The organism is Clostridium sp. (assembly GCF_029258205.1).
Taxonomy (GTDB): Bacteria; Bacillota; Clostridia; order Clostridiales; family Clostridiaceae; genus Sarcina.
Genome location: NZ_JARHZJ010000068.1, coordinates 17,102 through 37,899 on the forward strand (window position 1 = coordinate 17,102; position 20,798 = coordinate 37,899).

19 protein-coding genes are annotated in these 20,798 nt (G+C 25.6%); 14 read left to right on the plus strand and 5 right to left on the minus strand.

Annotated features, from left to right (window positions below; all coding sequences use genetic code 11):
• Positions 1–79: 79 nt before the first annotated feature.
• The 7 genes from Q1J60_RS08715 (at position 80) to Q1J60_RS08745 (ending at position 7,957) form a co-directional block, all read left to right on the plus strand.
• Positions 80–556, plus strand: coding sequence for a glutathione peroxidase (locus Q1J60_RS08715; protein WP_300260971.1), 477 nt, complete (start codon positions 80–82; stop codon positions 554–556).
• A gap of 632 nt (positions 557–1,188) precedes the next feature.
• A complete protein-coding gene (locus Q1J60_RS08720; RefSeq protein ID WP_300260973.1) occupies positions 1,189–2,829 on the plus strand; it encodes an EAL domain-containing protein in 1,641 nt (546 codons plus the stop codon).
• Positions 2,830–3,048: 219 nt separating this feature from the next.
• Positions 3,049–3,537, plus strand: coding sequence for a DUF2691 family protein (locus Q1J60_RS08725; RefSeq protein ID WP_300260976.1), 489 nt, complete (start codon positions 3,049–3,051; stop codon positions 3,535–3,537).
• Positions 3,538–3,813: 276 nt separating this feature from the next.
• Complete coding sequence (locus Q1J60_RS08730; protein WP_300260979.1) at positions 3,814–5,574, plus strand: ribonucleoside triphosphate reductase; 1,761 nt, start codon at positions 3,814–3,816, stop codon at positions 5,572–5,574.
• Entirely contained in the window at positions 5,571–6,029 is a 459-nt protein-coding gene (locus Q1J60_RS08735) for a 4Fe-4S cluster-binding domain-containing protein (RefSeq protein ID WP_300260982.1), read from the plus strand. Before Q1J60_RS08730 ends, Q1J60_RS08735 begins: the two co-directional genes overlap by 4 nt.
• 370 nt (positions 6,030–6,399) lie before the next feature.
• Positions 6,400–7,497, plus strand: a complete 1,098-nt coding sequence (locus Q1J60_RS08740; protein WP_300260985.1) for a hypothetical protein — start codon at positions 6,400–6,402, stop codon at positions 7,495–7,497.
• Positions 7,498–7,642: 145 nt separating this feature from the next.
• Entirely contained in the window at positions 7,643–7,957 is a 315-nt protein-coding gene (locus tag Q1J60_RS08745; protein ID WP_300260988.1) for a DUF3784 domain-containing protein, read from the plus strand.
• A gap of 95 nt (positions 7,958–8,052) precedes the next feature.
• Here the strand turns inward: Q1J60_RS08745 and nanH are convergent, their stop codons facing one another.
• Positions 8,053–9,201: an exo-alpha-sialidase NanH gene (nanH, locus tag Q1J60_RS08750; RefSeq protein ID WP_300260991.1), complete on the minus strand. Its 1,149-nt coding sequence runs from the start codon at positions 9,199–9,201 to the stop codon at positions 8,053–8,055.
• Between the two features lie 276 nt (positions 9,202–9,477).
• Between nanH and fliB the strand changes: the two genes are divergently transcribed.
• Positions 9,478–10,851, plus strand: coding sequence for a flagellin lysine-N-methylase (fliB, locus tag Q1J60_RS08755; RefSeq protein WP_300260994.1), 1,374 nt, complete (start codon positions 9,478–9,480; stop codon positions 10,849–10,851).
• Positions 10,852–11,158: 307 nt separating this feature from the next.
• Here fliB and Q1J60_RS08760 read toward each other — a convergent pair whose 3' ends face one another.
• Positions 11,159–11,980, minus strand: a complete 822-nt coding sequence (locus Q1J60_RS08760) for a CPBP family intramembrane glutamic endopeptidase (RefSeq protein WP_300260996.1) — start codon at positions 11,978–11,980, stop codon at positions 11,159–11,161.
• Positions 11,981–12,397: 417 nt separating this feature from the next.
• On the opposite strand from Q1J60_RS08760, the gene Q1J60_RS08765 reads away from it, so the two are divergent.
• Entirely contained in the window at positions 12,398–12,790 is a 393-nt protein-coding gene (locus tag Q1J60_RS08765; protein WP_300260998.1) for a nuclear transport factor 2 family protein, read from the plus strand.
• A 132-nt stretch (positions 12,791–12,922) separates the two neighbouring features.
• The gene (locus Q1J60_RS08770; protein ID WP_300261001.1) at positions 12,923–13,306 is read left to right on the plus strand and encodes an SdpI family protein; all 384 of its coding nucleotides are present in this window, start codon (positions 12,923–12,925) and stop codon (positions 13,304–13,306) included.
• Between the two features lie 97 nt (positions 13,307–13,403).
• Here the strand turns inward: Q1J60_RS08770 and Q1J60_RS08775 are convergent, their stop codons facing one another.
• The gene (locus tag Q1J60_RS08775) at positions 13,404–13,961 is read right to left on the minus strand and encodes a flavin reductase family protein (RefSeq protein WP_300261004.1); all 558 of its coding nucleotides are present in this window, start codon (positions 13,959–13,961) and stop codon (positions 13,404–13,406) included.
• Positions 13,962–14,000: 39 nt separating this feature from the next.
• The gene (locus Q1J60_RS08780) at positions 14,001–14,390 is read right to left on the minus strand and encodes a hypothetical protein (protein ID WP_300261007.1); all 390 of its coding nucleotides are present in this window, start codon (positions 14,388–14,390) and stop codon (positions 14,001–14,003) included.
• Between the two features lie 299 nt (positions 14,391–14,689).
• Between Q1J60_RS08780 and Q1J60_RS08785 the strand changes: the two genes are divergently transcribed.
• The 4 genes from Q1J60_RS08785 (at position 14,690) to Q1J60_RS08800 (ending at position 19,525) form a co-directional block, all read left to right on the plus strand.
• On the plus strand, positions 14,690–15,451 hold the full coding sequence (locus Q1J60_RS08785; RefSeq protein ID WP_300261009.1) for a lysozyme inhibitor LprI family protein: 762 nt from the start codon (positions 14,690–14,692) through the stop codon (positions 15,449–15,451).
• 118 nt (positions 15,452–15,569) lie between these two features.
• Complete coding sequence (locus Q1J60_RS08790) at positions 15,570–15,872, plus strand: hypothetical protein (RefSeq protein ID WP_300261012.1); 303 nt, start codon at positions 15,570–15,572, stop codon at positions 15,870–15,872.
• Between the two features lie 205 nt (positions 15,873–16,077).
• Positions 16,078–18,288 (plus strand): McrB family protein, encoded by a 2,211-nt coding sequence (locus Q1J60_RS08795; protein ID WP_300261015.1) that lies wholly within the window; start codon positions 16,078–16,080, stop codon positions 18,286–18,288.
• Positions 18,281–19,525 (plus strand): McrC family protein, encoded by a 1,245-nt coding sequence (locus tag Q1J60_RS08800; protein ID WP_300261018.1) that lies wholly within the window; start codon positions 18,281–18,283, stop codon positions 19,523–19,525. Before Q1J60_RS08795 ends, Q1J60_RS08800 begins: the two co-directional genes overlap by 8 nt.
• A 136-nt stretch (positions 19,526–19,661) precedes the next feature.
• On the opposite strand, the gene Q1J60_RS08805 is transcribed toward Q1J60_RS08800, so the two are convergent.
• The gene (locus tag Q1J60_RS08805) at positions 19,662–20,231 is read right to left on the minus strand and encodes a hypothetical protein (RefSeq protein WP_300261021.1); all 570 of its coding nucleotides are present in this window, start codon (positions 20,229–20,231) and stop codon (positions 19,662–19,664) included.
• Positions 20,232–20,798 lie beyond the last annotated feature (567 nt).

Here is a 20,798-nt window from a genome sequence, read left to right on the forward strand (position 1 = left end):
ATTAAATATATAGAATTAAAATAATTGTATAAAATTAAATTTTAAAAAATATAATTTGAAAATATATGGAGTGATTAGTATGGAAATTTATGATATTAGCGTAAAAGATATTAATGGAGAAAATGTAAGTTTAGAAACATATAGAGGGAAGGTTCTTTTAATAGTTAATACTGCTAGTAAATGTGGTTTTACAAAACAGTTTGATGGTTTAGAGGAATTGTATAAAAAATATAAGAATGAGGGTTTTGAGGTTTTAGGATTTCCTTGTAATCAATTTAAGGAACAAGATCCAGGAAGCAATTCAGAAATAATGAATTTTTGTAAGTTGAATTTTGGAGTAACATTCCCTATGTTTGAAAAAATTGATGTCAATGGAGAAAATGAATCTTTATTATTTTCATACTTAAAAGAACAGAAAAGTGGTATGTTTGGAAGTAAAATTAAGTGGAATTTTACTAAGTTTTTAGTAGATAGAGAAGGAAATGTAATAAAGAGATTTTCACCACAAACAACTCCAAAATCAATAGAAAAAGATATTGAGGAACTTTTAGCGTAAGGTGATTATTAATATAATATTGGTATTAATAGGAGAGTTTTAAGCACATATAATCCTTAAATAAGCACATGTTTGGCGTTGTTTCAATATTGGGTAGATGGTATAATTGATATTATATAATTAAAGAATGTTTTTTATAACAACTAAAGATATAAAATAATTTAAGTTGAGAATACAATGGCATTAAATTTAGGCCATTGTATTTTTTTTGAGATTAATAAAATTTTATAATGATTAGCATATAAGCTTTTTAAATTTCTAGAAAAAAAGGTTGTTTTTATTTATAATAAAAAATATGTATATTTTAGAGTTTTAATATAAATTATTAATAGAAGAGTAGCAAAATATTAAGAAGGTTTTATTTAAGTTTTATAAATATAAATCACTAAATTTATTTGATAGATTTAGTGAATTTTTTTATAAATATTGATATTGTTTAAAATTTATACAATTTTGTATTTATTTATTAATTTATATAAAGAAAAATTAGTCAATTAATTTAATTTTAAAAAAGGAGTGATAAAAATATAAATTCATTAAATTAAGTTTTTTATAAAGTTATGTTAATATTTATATATAATATTAATTTATTTATAGATTATTTTATACTAAAGATTAGGGATGGTTACTTTATGAAAAAAAAGATGTTTTTTATAAGTATAATATTTTTAATGGTTATAACTATAGGATATATTATATTTAATTTTCATAGTAAGAAAGTTAATAATGAGAGAGAAACAATAAAAGTAGGATTTTATGAAAATTATCCTTACTATTATCTTGATAAAAATTCAAAACCAACTGGATATTATAATGAGTTATTGGAATTAATATCTAATAAATTAAATTTAAATTATGAGTATGTAGATTGTGAAGTAGCAGAAGTCCTACAAAATCTTAAAAATGGAAAAGTAGATTTAGTTTTTGGAGTAGGTAAAACTCCAGAAAGAGAAAAAGAATATGAATTCACTGATCAGTATATAAATAACGATAACTTTGCTATATATACTAATAAGAATATAAAAAGTGGTGATTTAAAAGCTTTAAATGGATTGAAAATGGGGTATTTAAAAGGGGAAGAAAACAATGATTGGATTTTAAATATTTTACATACTAAGGGGATAAATGTACAACTTATAGATGTTTCATCTTATGTTGAAGCTAGAAAATATTTATATGAAGATAAAGTAGATTTTATAGTAGAAAATGTTAAAAATAATTTGAATTATGAAGATAAAAATATTAAAAAAATTTTTAAATTTTGTTCTGGACCAGTTTATATAGTTAGTAGAAAAGGTAATAAGAAATTAATTGAAAGAATAGATTCTGTACTTGGGGATCTTGAAGAAAATGGTAATGAAAAGGGTGTTAGTTTATACTCTAAGTATTTTGATGACTATTTAAATAAATTAAAAAATGAAAAGTTATCAATAGGCATATTTCTGATCATAATATTTATGCTTATTTGTAAAAAAAGAAAAGATAAAATATTTGGGATTAGAAATAAAAGAAAAATTAGAGACTATATGAAAAATGATAAATACATATTATATTATCAACCTATAGTAGATCCAAAAACAAATAGTGTAAAAGGATTTGAGTCTCTTTTGAGGTTAAATAAGGATGGAAAAATTTTAACTCCATATAAATTTATAAGTGAAATTGAAGATAATAATATGTGTTTAGAGGTAGCTTTATGGCTTTTAAAGAAAGTTATTTCAGACTACAGAATAATAAAAGATTATAAGATGGTTAAAGGAAGTGATTTTTATATATCTTTAAATATTTCATTTAAAGAATTAGAAAATCCTAAGTTTTTAAAAGGCTTAGAGGAAATTGTAAAAGATTATAAGATTGATGATTGTAATATTTGTTTAGAGATAGTAGAAAAGTTTGGTATAGAGGATATAGAAAGAATAAAAAGTTCAATAAGAATAATAAAGGAATATGGATTTTCAATAGCTATAGATGATTTTGGAGTAGAGCACTCTAATTTAGATTTATTAAATAAAATTGATTCTGATATAGTAAAGTTAGACAAGTATTTTGCTGATAACTTAGACAAGTCTATTATAAATGAAAAAACAGTGAATTTTATATCAGAAATATGTAGTATATCTAATAGGACTATAGTATTTGAAGGAATAGAAGAACAATACCAAGTTGATATTATTAAGGCATTTCCATATAAAAAAATATATATTCAAGGATATTTTTATTCAAATCCAGTGGATATTGAAACTTTAAGGGATTTTGAAGTTAAGGATAGTTAAATTTAAATGCTAGTTATTTTAAAATCTAGTTATTTTAAAAGCTATAAATATTAAGAATTAATAAGAATGATTTATGTGGAATTTATCAAAAGTAATTTTGATAATTATGGTTATTTTTAGTTTTTATTGATAAAGCAAAGTTGATTTAATATACAACTTTGCTTTATTTTTATGAGTAAATAAAATCACAATAATTTAATAGTAAGGAGAAAAATAAGTTTGAGAGGTATAGTTTTAGATAAAGGGCAAGAATATTACACAAATTTAAGAAATATTTTTAAAGCTGTTAATAATATTCATCTTGAATATAATTGGATTATTACAGATTGTTGTGCTTATCCAGAGGATGAATATATAGATGAGCTATTATTAAGAGAATATTGTTTTATATCAGGAAAAGAATTAGATAATATAATTAAAAAAGAGGATTTTCAATTAATTTGGGGTGTTTTAAGTGGGTTCAATAAGAAGATTACTTTAGAAGAGATTATGAAATATACTTTGCCTTATGCAGAAGATAATAAATATATTTGGGAGAATCCAGTTTGTATTCAACATCCTATTTCAGAGGTAGAAATAATTTCATGGGATGGAAGCAAAACAGTTTTAATAAGTAAAGATAAAAATTTATTAAGTAGTTTTAAAAGTAATTTTCCTTTAAGTGAAGATTTAGAATTTTATAATAAAAAGCTAAAAAATAGATTATAAAATTTTAATAAAAAAGTTATGTTTTTTAGAAGCTAAGAAAGTACAGTATTTCATTAGTATTTTAAGAGTATGAATAAAATTTTGTTTGAGTTTTTTTGAAAAAGTTATGAAGGTCAAAGAAACTAGATTACATGGGATATTATGAGTATTTCCATAAAAAACAAATAATTAATTTATTATAAATATAATAGGTATATGAGTATTTATTATAATACTTTGAACTGATGTATAATGTCAGTATAAACAAAAGGGATGTAAAAAAGGATGTGAAAAAATATGTTATCTAGTAAGAAAATAGTAGATGATTATATTAAAAAAATAGATTGGAGAGTCAATGAAAATTCCAATTCACCATATAGTTTTGGGAGTCTTAATAAACATATAATAGCTGAAGTTTCTAAAGATTACTGGCTTAATGAAGTTTATAAGGATAAAAGGATAATAGATGCTTATAAAAGTGGAGATATGCATATTCATGACTTAGGAGGATTAACACTTTATTGTTGTGGATATTCCTTAAGAAACATAATTTTAATGGGAGTACAGGGAATTCCTAATATTCCAACTAGTAGTCCTGCAAAACATTTTGATGCTATATTAAATCAAATAGCTAATTTGGTCACAATATATCAAAATGAGATTATGGGAGCTGTTGCTTTTAATTCATTTGATACATTATTAGCACCTTATATAAAGAAGGATAATTTAACATATGAAGAGGTTAAACAAAATCTGCAAAACTTTATATTTAGTATAAATAGTAATAGTAGGTCAGGAGCTGAGCCAGCTTTCACTAATATTACCTTTGATCTTTTTCCACCAAAAGACTTAGAAAATGACCCTGCTTTAATTGGAGATGAAATTCAAGAGTTCACATATAAAGAATGTCAAAAAGAGATGGACATGTTAAATAAGGCATTTTATGAGCTTATGAATAAAGGAGATTATAATGGAAGACCATTTTCTTATCCAATACCAACTTACAATATAAACAGTAACTTTGATTTTGATAATCCTAATAATGATATGTTATTTGAGATGACAGGAAAGTTTGGTTACCCTTACTTTGCAAACTTTGTTAATTCAGATATGGATCAAAGTGATGTAAGATCAATGTGTTGTAGATTAAATCTTGATTTAAGAGAACTTAGAAAGAGAAATGGTGGTCTTTTTGGAAGTGGAGATAGTACAGGAAGCATAGGTGTTGTTACAATAAACTTACCAAGATTGGCATATAAGCATAAAAATAATGAAAAAGAGTTTTTTGATGCTTTAAGAGAAATATTAGTTATAGCAAAAGATAGCTTAGAAAAGAAGAGAAGATGGTTAAATGAGAATATTATAAATAAAGATATGTTACCTGCATTTTCAACTTATGTAGGAACTTTGAAAAATCATTTTAGCACTATAGGAATAGTTGGATTAAATGAGATGTGTGAAAACTTTAATGGAAATACTATATTAACTGAAGAAGGAATGGATTTTTCAATAAAGGTTTGTAATTTCATAAGAGAAGAATTAATAAACTTTCAAGAAGAAACAGGAAATCTTTATAATTTTGAAGCTACTCCAGCGGAATCAACTTGTTATAGATTAGCTAAAAAGGACGTAGATGACTTTGAGGACATTATAGTTAGAGGAGGAAGGGAATATCCATACTATACAAACTCATGTCATATGCCACCTAATGAAGTTAAAAACTTAAAGCAATTATTTGATCACCAAGACAAGCTTCAAGTGTTATTCACAGGAGGAACTGTGGTGCATATTTACTGTGATGGTGCTATTAGTGGAGAAAAAGCAAAACACATAGTAAAGACAGTTTGTAAGAAATACAGAACGCCTTATGTAAGTATTTCTCCTTTAAATAGATATTGTGAAGAACATGGATATGTAAAAGAAAGAGTAGAAGAGTGTCCTATATGTGGTAAAAAATTAGATTTATATCAAAGAATAACAGGCTATTTAAGAAAAGTTGAATTCTTTAATGATGGTAAAAAATCAGAATTTAAGGATAGAAATCAGTTAAGTCTATGATTATAAAAACAAAGGGCATCGTTCATGAGAGAGTGGAGGATGCTCCTTTCATAGGAGCATTAATAAGTGCAGTAGATTGTAATTTAAACTGCAAAGGATGCTTTAATCAGCATTTGAAGGATTTACCAAATATAGAGAAAGATTCAGAAGATATATTAGATGAAGTCACAAATAATCCTTTTAATGAAGGAATTATACTTGCAGGACTTGAATGGTCACTTCAACCTAAGGAATTAAGAGAAATGGTTAATTCAGCAAGGAAGAGAAAACTTAAGGTTATAGTCTATTCTGGACTAAGTGAAGAAGATTTTAAAAAAAAATTACCTGATATATATGGTTTAAAAGGAGACATTTATTTTAAGTTTGGAAAGTATGATGAAAAATTAAAGATGAATAATAATATTCAATATGATGTTAAGTTAGCCACATCAAATCAAAAGATATTAAAGAAATAAAGGTAAAGAACTGTACCAAGTAATATAGGGTTTTTATATTATGGTATAGTTATTTTATTTATATAGTATTATAGAAATATAAATTTCTTAATTGGTGAAAAGATAATTAATTATTTACAGTATTTTATAAGTTGTATATAATAGGTTTTAATTACTTAATTTCAAATATTTTCATTAGGGTTAAAGAATGATTTGATTTTGAGTAATTAATGGTGAATAAAAGTTTGTAATGCATAACTTGTTTTATATATTAGTTTATTTTAAAGAGAATTATGAGAAGAGTTTTATTAATACTTTTGTTAAAGTGAGAATAAGTTAGGTTTTACAGGGGAGAGTAAGAAGATTTATGGTGTAAGATAGGGGGAAATAAATGAATAGATGTGAATTGTTATTAATGGTAGAAGATGACACAATTGAAGTAGAAGCAAAAGTACAATTAGAAAAAGAAATGAAGCTTAGTTTTGTATTAAAAGACTCTTTTAATATGTTATATTCTTCTATTAAATATCAAAAAGAATCTACAGAGTCTAATTTTATTGGCAAGTGCAATAAATATATTTTAAAGGAAAAAACTGATAATTTTACTTTAAGATACAGTGGAAAACCATATGGATTTTGTACTGAATGCAGTGCTGAAAAAGTTTTATTATCATTTTATTGTGCTTGGTATCCAATTTCAGATGATTTTTTATTTGATGATATTAAGGTAATTATAAAAGGTTTAGAGAATTTTATAGTATTAGATGCATTGAAAGAAAAGGATTTTTGGATTTTTAATAATAAAATACCCTTTGATTGTAATATAAGAGCCTTTAATAATGATAAGGTATTTTTTTCAGAATGTGATTTTATAAAAATATATTCTGGAAAGGAAAGTGAACTAGGATATATAAATAAAATAGTTAGAGAGTTACATAAGATAAATGAATATTATAGCAGAATATTAGGAGAAAAAGAAAATAATAATCTACAGTTAATTTCTACTGGTATAGAAAATAGTGGTGGATATTTTAGAGAGGGATTTATTGTATTGCCATGCTTAGAGGATAATGATAAGTTTATATATTCATTTTTAGGTCATGAATTGGCTCATGCATGGCATATGGGATATTCTGTTACAACATATGATGATTGGCTTAATGAAACTGGAGCTGAATGGAGTAGTTTGTCATACATATTAAGTATTGGTAAGAATGAATTATATAACAAACAAATTCAGTATTCAAGAAAAGCATTTGAGGAATATCCTATAATGAAACCAGAGGATGGGACAAGACCTAGAACAGCACACTTTGGGGGAGTTTTATTATTTAATAAAATTTATGAAAAGTATGGGTTAGATATAATAAATAAGTTGTTAAGAGTAGCCTATGAAACAACTCCTAAAAATACTGATGAATTTTTAAAAAGAGTAAAGTGTGATTTTGATACTCAAATTTATAATATATTAAGTAATCCTTTTAAATAAATTTAACTTATAAATAAGAAAATGGTCTAACTAGGATGAATTGGAAAATTATATGATGACTATGTTGAGCTTTAGAAAGAATTAAATGGTATATAGTCTGAATAGCATGAAATTAAGATAGAAATCTAAATTATGAGGTGATTTTATGGTTGGGAAAATATTAATGATTGCTTTATTTATTTTATTAGGAATAATGTTATCCTTGGGTAAATGGTCATTTTTAATAGCAGGATTTAACACTATGACCAATGAGGAAAAGGAAAAATATGATGTTATGTCTTTGTGTAAATTTATGAGTAAACTTATGTTTATAATTGCTTTTTGTATAACATTATTTACCTTAAGTGATATTTTTATGATGAAGATACTATTTAATATCGGAACTGTTATATTAATAGTTTCAATAATATTTGTAATAATATATGCCAATACAGGGAATCGTTTTGAAAGAAAAAATTGAAATTATATAGTAATATAAATTAAAATAGAGCAAATTTTTTTGCTCTATTTTAATTTATGTTAATGTGATTTTTATTAGTATAATGTAGTATTTTATTATTGTTTATTAATTAGTAAGTAATAAGGTGTTAAGTCTTGATATTCTATACTTCCATTGGCTTCATAAACAATGCTTAAATGACCATTTTTAAATGATAGACAAGAATATCCACCACCTAATTTGTTACCATCTTTAGGGTAAGGAATACATATTTCCTGAACGCCGTTAGATAAATCATCAAAGTCAATCATGTAAACAGCAATATTGTCTCTTATATATTCGCCTTTAGTGTTTTTAGGTGCTGAAATTAAGCCTATTCTATGTCCGTTTGAAGTAGTAGCTTTAATAAATGAACCTTGGCATCCAGATCCCTTACCAGTTAAAATTTTACCGTTTAAAGGTTCATATATTTCCCAAGTGTTTCCTAAATCGTAGGAGATATATGCTGCTCTATAACCAGAGTAATCATATCTTGTACTCATAATTAAAGCTCCATCTAATTCTATGACCATATTTTCAGAGGTGTTTGAATTAGGAACTTTGTTTCCCATTGTCCATGTTTCACCATTATCATTTGAATAGATAATTAATGAATAATAGTTATTTTCATTATTTTCTCTTAAGGAAATTTGTGCTGGCATAACTATTGTTCCATCATTCATTACAATACCTGAACCAACTCCACCTAGCCATCCAATTGTATTGCTTGGTTGATTTTTTACTTTTGAGGAGTTAGTAGTTAGATCTATTTTGTTAGACCAAGTTAATCCGTTGTCATCAGAATAAATCATTTGTACAGACCAATCACTTCTTAAGGTAGAAGTAGTCATTGACCAGTTTCCATTTGTATTCCATGAGCCTGCAATTAATATTATTCTACCTGTATTTGTAATAACTGTTGTGGAGTCCATTACACGAGAGTAGGTAGAGTCAATACGATTATTTTTCATTGCTATGTCATAGCTCCATGTCTTTCCAAAATCAGTACTGCGTGCAGAAGCTATGTCTATATAAGCATGGTCATCAGGACCATTATAACGAATATCTGAAAAGGTTAAAATTGTACCATCATTTAATAATTGTATATTTGGAATTCTAAAATACTTTGAATTCCATATGTTATTATCCTTGTTAAATAGTATTAGTGGTTCTTGATTATGGCTTATATCTAGATTCTTTTCAAAGGTATTGTTTTTGTTACACATAAAAATATAATCTCCTTTATAAAATTCATATTTATCCATTAATTTAAAAGTTATTTTTCATATAAATAGGCATGAAAACCTAATTATTAAAAACTTCTTGCAACTTGAAAATATAGATATTTTTAAATAAATTATAACAGTATTTGAAAATATTTACTATGTAATAAGGATTGAATTAGAGAAGTTTTAAAATATAATGTATTAAACAATGGGTTTATATTTTTTGATATAATTAAAAGGTAAGACTTAGAATTATTATAAACTGTGAGGAAAAAGATGAAAGTAAGAGTACCAAATTATTTTAATGAGTTTAAATGTATAGCATCAGAGTGTGAAGATACTTGTTGTGCTGGATGGGAAATTGTTATTGATGATGAAACCCATAAGCGTTATGAAAATGTGGATGGTAAATTTGGAGATATACTAAGAAGCAAAATAGTTAAAAGTGATGGGGAGAATATTTTCCTTTTGAATAATGGAAAATGTTCCTTCTTAAATGAAAAAAAGATGTGTGAGATTTATATTAATCTTGGAGAGGATTATCTTTGTTATACTTGTCAGCAATTTCCTAGATATACTGAAGAATTTTTAGATTTAAGAGAAATAGGACTATCTTTGTCATGTCCAGAGGCTGCAAGAATTATTTTAAGAAAGGTTGAAAATACTACTTTTAATTTAAGTGAAGAGGATAATTGTGAAAGCAAGACTGAGAAAGAGGTAGAAGATAATTTAAGCTTATCATGTGAAGATATTAATTCTTCAAACTATGATTTATGTAAATCTTCTAACTTAATGGATAATGAAAATAATAAGTATTTTAACTTAAGTGAAAATAGACAGTACCTTGACTTAAAAAATAGTGAAGAAATTGAAAGCAATAATAGTGAAATAGATAACTTAACTGATGATGAAGACTTCTTTGATTATGGAATTGATGAAGAGGTTCTTTCAGAGTTTTTAGAGTGTAGGAATATTATTTTTAATATTATAGAGCGTAAAGATTTAGATTTAGGAACAAAGGCAGCCTTAGCTCTTGAATTTGTTAAAGAGGTTCAAAACAAGATAGATTTAGGTGATATGGACGAAATACTAGATCTTATGGAAGAGTATAGGGATGAAAATTTCATAAATACACTTATAAAGGAACTAGAAGGTTATAAAGGAAAAGAAAGAATAAAACATAAAAACTTATGTGAATATTTAAATATTTATAAGAATATAAAGCATATAAATTCTAATGATCCCTTAGGATTAGAGAAAGCATTAAAGTATTTTGAAGGAAATGAAGAGTTTTATTTACAAAAGCACAAAGAATTTAATGAGTATTACAAAGAAAACTTATATAAGTTTAAAAATATACTTATATACTTTATATTTAGATATTTCATGAAAGCAATTTTTGACTATGATATGTCTGCTAAGATAAAGTTAGCCATAATAAGTACATTAATGATTAAGGAGCTTTCTGTAGTAAGATTTATAGAGAATAATAATGAATTTACAGAGGAAGATATGGTAGAGGTTAGCCGTATTTACTCTAAAGATATTGAACATTCAGATGAAAATATAGAAAATTTACAAGAAATATTTGAGACAAAAGAAATATTTGAAGTAGATGAAATACTAGCTATGTTAATGAATGACTTTTAAATTTACCTTTGAATAAATATTTAAAAATTTGATTTTATATAAAGTTTTTTTGATGTTTTAAAGGAACATAAAAAATCAAAAGTTAATTAAAAGAGAGCCTAAAATATAAAGTAGAATAATAAAAGAAGAGTATTTTAAGTTATATATTTATGTAATTTAAAACACTCTTTTTTTATTTAAAATTTTGATTTAAAAGTTATTTAGAAATAGCATTAGTAGTTAATAATGTTTACCAAAATAAACTTTAAGTTTAGAGTTGTAATTTTAAAAATTAAGACTAATAAATAACCTGAAATTAAGATTAAGCTTAGCTTGTTAAAGAGCCTTTTTTGTATAGTTTGTATAATAGATAGGCCATTGGAATTATGCTAATTAGTTGAAAGTAATTAATAAACTGTAATATTTCATGTTTAGCTAGTGGAGGGGGAAGGGTTGCAATTAGGTTGTTTAGCATATGCATGAATATAACTAGTGGAAGAGAACGAGTTTTACTATATACAAAACCTAAAATAATTCCTAATATAGAGGCATAAACAACTTGTACAGGCTCTCTATGAAATAAGCCAAATAAAATACCAGAGAGAATTATAGGTGTTGCGCCTCCTTTTATCTTATCTATTTCGTTAAAAACTAATCCCCTAAAAAGTAACTCTTCAACAATTGGCCCAAATAAGATTACAGATAAAAATATAAATATATAGGCTTCATTATTTAAACTTTCAGATATCTTAGAAAAATTTTGTAAGCTATTTTTTACAAGAGTAATAGAGGATAGGATTTTATCTGCAAATATAAGCCATAGAGCAGAGAGTCCTCCCATACCCATTGAAATTAAGGCATATTTAGGAATATCTTTTCTTGGAAGTTTAATATTGAGTTTGTTTTTGTTATACTTTTTACATTTATATATAATAAGATAAACTAACATAGTTATGAAGCAAGCAAATCCATCAATCATAAAGAAATTTGAGTCAATAAAATTAGGAGGTAATAAACTTAAGCTAGTATTTGCTATAAAGCAGCAGAGTAATAAAAATAAAAGAGAGCCTATAAAGGATAAAAAGTAATATAGAGCTAGAAAAATAAATATGTTTAGTATGGCTATAAATAGTTTAATGATTTTTTTCATGATTCACCTCAATTTATAAAAAAAGTAGTGTAAGGGTTTTATTATAAATTCTTCCTTGAATTTTCTTCCTTAAGAAACTCAATTAAGTAAAGTTTAAGAAAATATTAGGATAAATACTTTCTTTAAATTTTAGGAAGTGATGTAAGTTACTTAAGCTTTACTTTGGGAAAGAACCTAGTTGAGATAATATATGGAATATAAATTCATTATATGCATAATGTTTTTAGGTAAAATGGATTTATAGTCTGTTTTATAACTTCTTATATTTTTAATTGTCTTAATTTTGTAATATTTTGTATTTAAAATATTAATAAAGAGATACTAGAAGGATAATTATTTTTTATAATTAATAGCGTAATAAAGTGATTGGCTTTAAAAATAATTATAAGCAATTAGATCCTAAGATGAGGTGGTAGTATGGATTCTATTAAGGAACAAATATTTCAGTTAGAAAATGATTTAATAAAGTCTGAAGTGAGAAAGTCAGCAGATAAAATAAATGAAATATTATCAAATGATTTTGTTGAATTTAGTAGTTCAGGAAGTGAATATCACTATAAATATGGAGATGTTTTTCAAGATGAAGAGGACGAGAGAATATTAGACTGGGAAATATTAGATTTTAAGGTGAAGAAGGTTACAGATAATTGTGTTTTAGCTACTTATATGGTAATAAAACATGATGAATTAGATGAGAGAAAGAGATATTCCCTTCGTAGTTCTTTGTGGACAGAGAAAAATGGAAAGTGGAAGATGTCTTTTCATCAAGGAACGTTATTAGAAGGTAAGGAGGGAAGAAGTATTTTTTAGTGATTAGGAAATGATTTATAAAAGAGAATTGAAATTTTCATTCTATTTTTTTATATTTGTTTATAAGATAAGAATTTTTATAGTTAGAAAGTTACCTTGAAGAATAAATTAAGTTGAAATAGGAGAGAGAAAATGGGATTTTGGATTTTTATGATGATTTTTGAATTATTAATACCACTTATAATGATTATTTTTGGTAAATACTTTAGTAAAAAGGCACCTAAGGAAATTAATCATTTTTTTGGATACAGAACTTCAATGTCAATGAAAAATAAGGACACTTGGGAGTTTGCACATAAATATTGTGGAAGACTATGGCTTAAAATAGGATCTATTATGTTTGTTATATCTTTTATTATTATGTTATTTGTCTTTGGAAAGGGTGACCAAGTTGTAGGAGCATGGGGCGGAGCACTTTGTATGGTACAGACTGTAGTTTTAGTTGCATCAATATTTCCTACAGAGAGAGCTTTAAAGAAGAATTTTGATAAATATGGTAATAGAAGAAATGTGTAATTTTGATTTTATTACTTAAACAAATGTGGCTGTATCAAATTTAAAAAATTACTATTTTGATACAGCCACATGCTAAATATAAGAATTTTGTGAATTACTATTTGATATTTTTGCCTACCTCAAAAGCATTTCCAATAAAGCTACCTATTTTCCAATAATTATTATCCATACAGTAAATAAGTGGATTTATCTTCTTTGTATCTGGAAAACCATTTGTAAGTAAGTCTTGGTCAACATAAGTTTCTATTATTTCACCAATAAATACTTCCATATCATAAATATCAAGTACATTTATTACTTTACATTCCATATTTATTGGACATGCCTCAATTAGTGGGATTTTATTATTACTTTCATAAAAGCACTCAAAAATCTGTGATTTATCAATATTGTTTCCTGAAACAAGTCCGCAATAATCAACTTTTTCAACTAAATCTGCTGAAGGTATATTGATACTAAATACTTGGTTTTCTCTTATGCCTTTATTGGTATAATGACTCTTTTCCATTGATATATAAACAACAGAAGGGTTAACGCTTACTATTCCACAGTTGCCTATGGTTGTAAAATTAGGTTTATCATTTATAACTGTGCCTATTAATACTGATGGTATAGGATAAACCAAAGGAAGTTTATTAAATTTAGTTTTTGACATTTTACCACTCTCCTAGATTTTTTTTATTAATATATTAACTTACAATTGTTTTAAAAGTTGTATTAATATACAAATTAATAAAGTTACACCAATAGTTCTGAAAATTATTTTAGTCTTTCTTACTCCTCTTTTTTGCAAACCCCTATCTTCTCCAAAGGGAAATATTATATATAAAGCAGATATTAGTAATGAAATAGCTGTGAATAAATATTCTGATATATGGTTATTGGGTGAAAAGAATATAATATTAGTAAAGAAAATTAATAGCAGTATTATAGAAAAAATCTTTAATGGAGTTTCAGTTTTTTCTTTTTGTATCATATATTTTTGATATTTAATATTGCAAAGATCAGAGCAGCAACTGCTTTCACTTGTTCCTTTATATGCTTTGTCACAGTATTTACATCTCTTAAGTATTGGGTCATTCATAAATTACTACCTCGTAAATTAGAAGATTTTCACTTTATAGATATTATAATTCTAAGAAACTTTAAAGATTCCTTTTTATATTTAACATTCCAATTATTACAAAGAAAATTTTTATGATTTGTAAAAAATATAAATAAAAAATAACTATTTTTAAGTATATGTTAATTATTGTTGTAAAATAGAAAAAAATACATTGGATTTGGGGTTAAATAGAAAATTCCAGTAAGAAATAAACTTTTACAATTGGTATATAATTGAAAAAGTAAAAGGAATAGATACATTTTAAAAGGAGTTATGATATGAAGAGAAGAAATTATTTGATTAGTTTATTGGCTGTTGTGCTTAGTTTGGGAGTTTTAGTTGGGTGTGGAGATAAGACAAACTCTTATAATGATGGGGCTTCTGTAAATAGTGCAGAAAATAATAATTCTCCAGAGGTGGCAAAGAATAATGATGAGTTAGATAAATCACAGGCTAAAGAGGCTAATTCTAAGGATAATGAAGATATGAATAAAGCTGAGGGGGAAAAGAAAGAAGAGAATAGTAAGACTGATAGCACTACTAAGGCTAATGAGACTGCTAAAGTAGATAATTCTAATAGCAAGGAAAGTAAAGGAGCAAGTAATTCTTCTAAGAAAGATGAAAGTAAGAGTACTTCTAAAAAGGATAACTCAAGTGCTGAAGGTAGCTTATCTAAAGCAAAATCAGAGTATCTTAAAAGGATGAAAAATATAGATAGTGAGTCTGAAAAGTTAGATAAAGAGTATGAAACTCAGGAAGGTTCAACACAAATGGGGATGAATATTATTAGTGGGAAGCAAGCTAAATTATATGATGATGAGTTAAATCAAATTTATGATTACTTAAAACAAAATTTAAGCAAAGAAAAAGCTAGAGAACTTGAAAAAAGCGAAGTGGCTTGGATTAAGAAAAAAGAAGATAAAATAGCTGAAATAAGGAAACAATTTGAAGGTGGGTCAATTACTCCTCTTATGGTAAATTCAGAGGTGGCAAAGGAAAGCAAGGAAAGATGCTATTATTTAATAGATAATTATATGTAGTAGAGTGAATGGGAAAGTTTTAAAACTTTCCCCATTTTTCAGTTTCTATGAAATCATTATATACTTAAAGTTTAAATATATTATAATTTGTTTAAAATAAATGTTAGGAGTAGAGTTTATGAAAGAGTTTTTTTGGGATATTTTACCCGCTATATTACTTTTAATTGTTTTGTTTATAGTTTTAAATGATTTTAGGAATAATAAAAATTTAAAAAGGAATAAAAGATATTCTAAAGAATCAGGTGATATAAACAATAAAGCAAGAAAAAGAGTGGATTATATGTCTATTGGAATGTGTTTTGGAATAGCAATAAGCATATTTTTTATAAGAAAATTTGGATCAATTTCTCTTACTTATGGAATTCTTTGTGGAATGTTAGGTGGAAAGCTTATGGAAGTAATAGTTGAAAGAAATTTTTAATAGAGAATTGTACAAGGTTTATAAGGAATATATCGGTGAGTTGGTAGTATGAGAAGTATGTATAATATTGAATGTACAAGATTTATATAGTAGATAAAGTGTGAAATAGTGCTATCTACTATTTGTTTTAAATTTAATAAGAATTTTTAATTTGGATGTAAAAGAATAGTTGAAATAACGGATTTTAATGAAAAGGAGAGTTTGTATGATTAATTTAGATAAAATAGACGAGGCAGTTTGGGTTTCAGCAGCATTAAAAGCTTTTAATGCTTATCATAATAATTTAGATATAGATGATTTATATTTTAAACAATCAGAAATTATAAAGCTTGCTAATAAATTTTATACAAAGAAGAAAATAGAAGGAGCTAGAGTTTCAACTCATTATAATGCAAAATATCCTAATTCATCTCATAAATATTTTATAAAAAGAGAGGATTCATATGTAAGGCTTGTTTACAATGGAGAAATGAATTACATTAAAGAGAAACCATTAGGATTGAATAGAAGTTTAGTTTTAGATACTGTAGTTGGAGAAAAAAGTATAGGTGATTTAATAGAATTTATAGATAATGAATATACAAATTTAGTAAAGGAAAATAAAAGTATTATGAATTTAAAAAAAGATGATTATTTAGGTATATTAGAATTTTTACAAAAAGAAGGGGGAAAACCCTATAGAAATTCAGAGAAATGTGAGAATAAAGAAGAAAAAGAAAGATATATAAATTTAAAGAAAGAGTCTCAAAAAGAATTAAATAAATTTAAGATAATTGTAAATTGCTTTGAAGAATATGAATTGTTTAATGGAAAAACTATAAAGTGGTTAGATGGAACTAATAAAAGAATAAGACATTACTTTTGGGCTCAATTAAAAAAATATAATAGTATGAATTTACCTAGTAGCATATCAATAGTTGCAGAAAAAGACTTAAGAAATAATTCAACTCGATTTAAAGTTGCATTAGATATTAATGATGAAGAAAGTAAGAATAATTATGATAATTATTTAAGGCATTTAAGGTTTTTAGACATACTAGATGAGAATGATGATTTTGTTTATTTGGATTCAGACTATAATTTTATTTATGATAAAGAAAAAATAAAAGTATTAATTGAAGAGGTAAAAAGCAAAAAACAATTAAAACTTGGTATAGGAAGAATATTAAATTATGAAGATGCTAAAAAAATGAGCCTAGAAGAAATAAAAATTTTCTTTGAAAATGCAGTTAGAGATCTTCTAAAATATTATGATAAAGCCGTTGAAGTGGATTATTCTATTATAGAAGAAAGTCCAAGAAAAGAAGATATGGAGAATATAAAAGAAGTTAAAAATTCATACAAACATATGGATGAATCAACTAAAAACTTCATATTATATGGACCTCCAGGAACAGGGAAAACTTATAATGTTATAAATAAGGCTATTGAAATTATAGATAGAGATTCTTATGATGAGATAAAAGATTCTAGGGAAAGAATATTAAACAGATATAAGCAGTTAGTTGAAAGTGGACAAATAGAGTTTTGTACTTTCCATCAAAGTTATGGTTATGAGGAGTTTATTGAGGGGCTTAAGTCTGATGGAAACGGAAATTTTGTAACTGAGGATGGAGTTTTAAAGAAAATAGCCATAAGAGCTTCTTATGATTCTTTAAAAAAAGATTTGAAAAGAGGACTTAAAGGTGGAGAAGAGCTTGGTTATGAAGAGAAAAAAGAAATTGTTTTAGAGAATATAAATAGGGAAGATGCCTTTAGAGATAATAAAAAATATGTTCTTATTATAGATGAGATAAATAGAGGAAACATATCTAAAATTTTTGGAGAACTTATAACTCTTTTAGAAGAGGATAAGAGAATTAGTACAACAAACCATGTAACAGTAAGTCTTCCATACACCAAGGAGCAATTTGCCCTTCCAAGTAATCTTTATATAATTGGAACAATGAATACTTCTGATAAATCTATAGCTCAAATAGATGTTGCATTAAGAAGAAGGTTTAGTTTTGAAGAAATGATGCCTTCTTATGAGGATTTAGGAGAAGTTGATGAAATAGAAGTGTATAGGCTTTTAGAGAAAATAAACAATAGAGTGGAGTTTTTACTTGATAGGGATCACTTAATAGGACACGCTTACTTTGTTAAAATAAACACCTTAGAGGAACTTATTTTTACTATGTTAAATAAGATAATACCTCTTCTTCAAGAATATTTTTATGGAGATAATGAAAAGGTTGGTATGGTTTTAGGAGGAATTGATAATAAGAAAAATAACAAATACATAGTTTATAAGGAAAATATTAAGGCTGAGGATTTATTTAATGGATTTGATAATATAGCTGATTTAGGAACAAAGGAAAACTTTGCTTTAAATAGAGAAATTACAAAGGAAATGTTAAAAAATATTTATGAGTAAAAAATATATAACCCTAAGTGAGGGGGTTGATTACCTTTATGTTGGGGATGGTGAAAATAAGGTAACAGAGAGGGAGTTTCAAAGTCTTTCAAAGTATATAGAGGATAATTTAAGCTCTCAATTAGTGGTTTTTGGATATAAGAAGTTAAAATTTATAAACTATGTAGGAGTTATAGCCTTAGATAATTTAGCAATAGAAATATTGCCTAAAGTATCTCTTTCAGGAGAGGTTTCAGAGGATAGAAAAGTCCTTTTATTCATGCTAAGTAAGTGTAAAAAGATAAATATAAAAACCGTTGATTTTATAGGAAGTAATCTTATAAACAATAATATTATAGATATTATTGGAGAAATATTTTATAGGGATCTTGCAAGGGAACTTCAAAGGGGAGTTTATAGTGAATATGTTTCTGTAGAAAATTCCATAGGGAATATAAAGGGAAAACTTTTAGTAACAAAGCATTCTAAGGTGAATAGATTTAATAATAATAAAGCTTATTGTGCATATGATGAATTTACAGAGGATAATTTATTTAATAGAATTATTAAAATGGCTTTAAATTATCTTTTAAAAGAAGTTAGAAGTGAAAGATTAAAAAATAACCTAAGGATTTTAGAGAGAAGCTTTGAAGAGATAAGTGATGAATTTATACATAAACATGTTCTTAATAGATGTAAATTAAATAGAAGAAATGAAAGATTTAAAAAATCCTTTGAGTTAGCTAAGATGATATTAAATGGAAGTATGGGAGATAATTCAAGGGGAAAGAAATTTGGGTTTACAATATTATTTGAGATGAACTATCTTTATGAGGAATATATAGGAATTGTTTTAAAAGAAGTAATAAGTGAAGAGAATATATTTGTAAACACACAGGAAAAATCAAAATATCTTTTATACAATAAGAAAAGAAAAAGAGAAGAAATAGCCTTAAAGCCAGATATAGTCATATATAAAGATGAAACTCCTAAAATTATAATAGATACAAAGTGGAAAAAAGGGATTAAGAATGGAAAGGAAAATTATAGTCAAGGGGATGTGTACCAGATGTATGCATATATAACTAGCTATAAGCACTGTGAAAAGTGTGTGCTTCTTTATCCTAAGGGAGAGGCTGGAGGAAAGGTTCTCTGGAATCTTAAGGAATATGATAATAAATGGATTTTCATGATAAGTGTGGATTTAAGTAGTTATGAGAGAACTAAGGAATGCTTAAAGGATATTGTTTATAAATGAGCATAAATAAAGGTGCGTATATTAAAATAACCTTTGATATACGCATCTTTATTTTTAAGCATATTAATATTAATAGTTTTTTTATGAAAATTTGAATTATAGTTTAAGATTTAAATTATTATTTAAATAGAGTAATTTAAAGCTTCTCTTTATAAGATGGGGGTGCTACTTCAGTTTCATTGTCATTAAGCCATTTAATTAGTTCAGAATCTGTGATTTTGCTTCCAATCAAATCAGCTTCATTTGAATATAGTGTATTATTGGAATTTCTATAATTTTTGGGGCTTACAAGAATCCAATTATGGTCAATATATGCTAGGTATCCAACTAAATTGTCAGAGGTAGCAACAGGACAATTATCATATGCAAAATAGATTTCAGTACCTTCTGTGTATATATTATTTATGTGATATACATCTTCACTGTTTTTATATGAAACAAGTTTTTTAAACATTTCTATGTCAGATTGATTTTTTATAACTTTATTATTAAGTTCTCTAGTATTTGGGTCAAGGAACACTTTAGTAACTTCCCCATCTTTTGGGATTGAGAAGTTTGGAACTTTGTATGTATTAGTATTATCAGAACCAAAAAGAGTAAATAAGTTATAATCAGAACCATTTTTATATGCATAGACTTCAAAGTTTTTATCTTCTGTACGTCCTAAATATTCTGATTCAGTAGAGTCAGAAAAAAAGCTGTCCATTTTGGCAGTTTGCCCATTGTATTTAATGATTTCCATATTTCCATATAAACCTTTGATTACTGGATTCTTTATATTATAAATAGTAATACAGAAAATTATGATTAGTATAACTAAAGTAGGTATGATTATTATTTTATTCTTTTTCATAAGAATCTTCCTCCTATAATTTTAGATTATTTTTATTATATATAAAAGTTAGAATTTTAGTAATTACTTATGTTCTTGAAGCTAACGCATTGCTGTGTAGGCGTAAACTGTACTGCTACTAGATAAAACTTTTTCATGAAAATTAATCATTAGTGAGATAAGATATAGATTGATATTATATAATTATTATAAACAAATTTATGAAGGTGGAAAGTAATTAATTCACATGGTATATTTAAAGAAAGCGTTTTAATTACATGAAAATTAAAGGAATATTATTATTTTAAACTTAAAAGATAAAACATTAAGGTGAGGATTAGAGAATGGATGTTAGAATATATAAAATTAATACAGGCATAACAGGAAGGAATTTTAGTAGTGATAAGATAAGTAATTTTCCTATTGGTGGAAAAACTAATT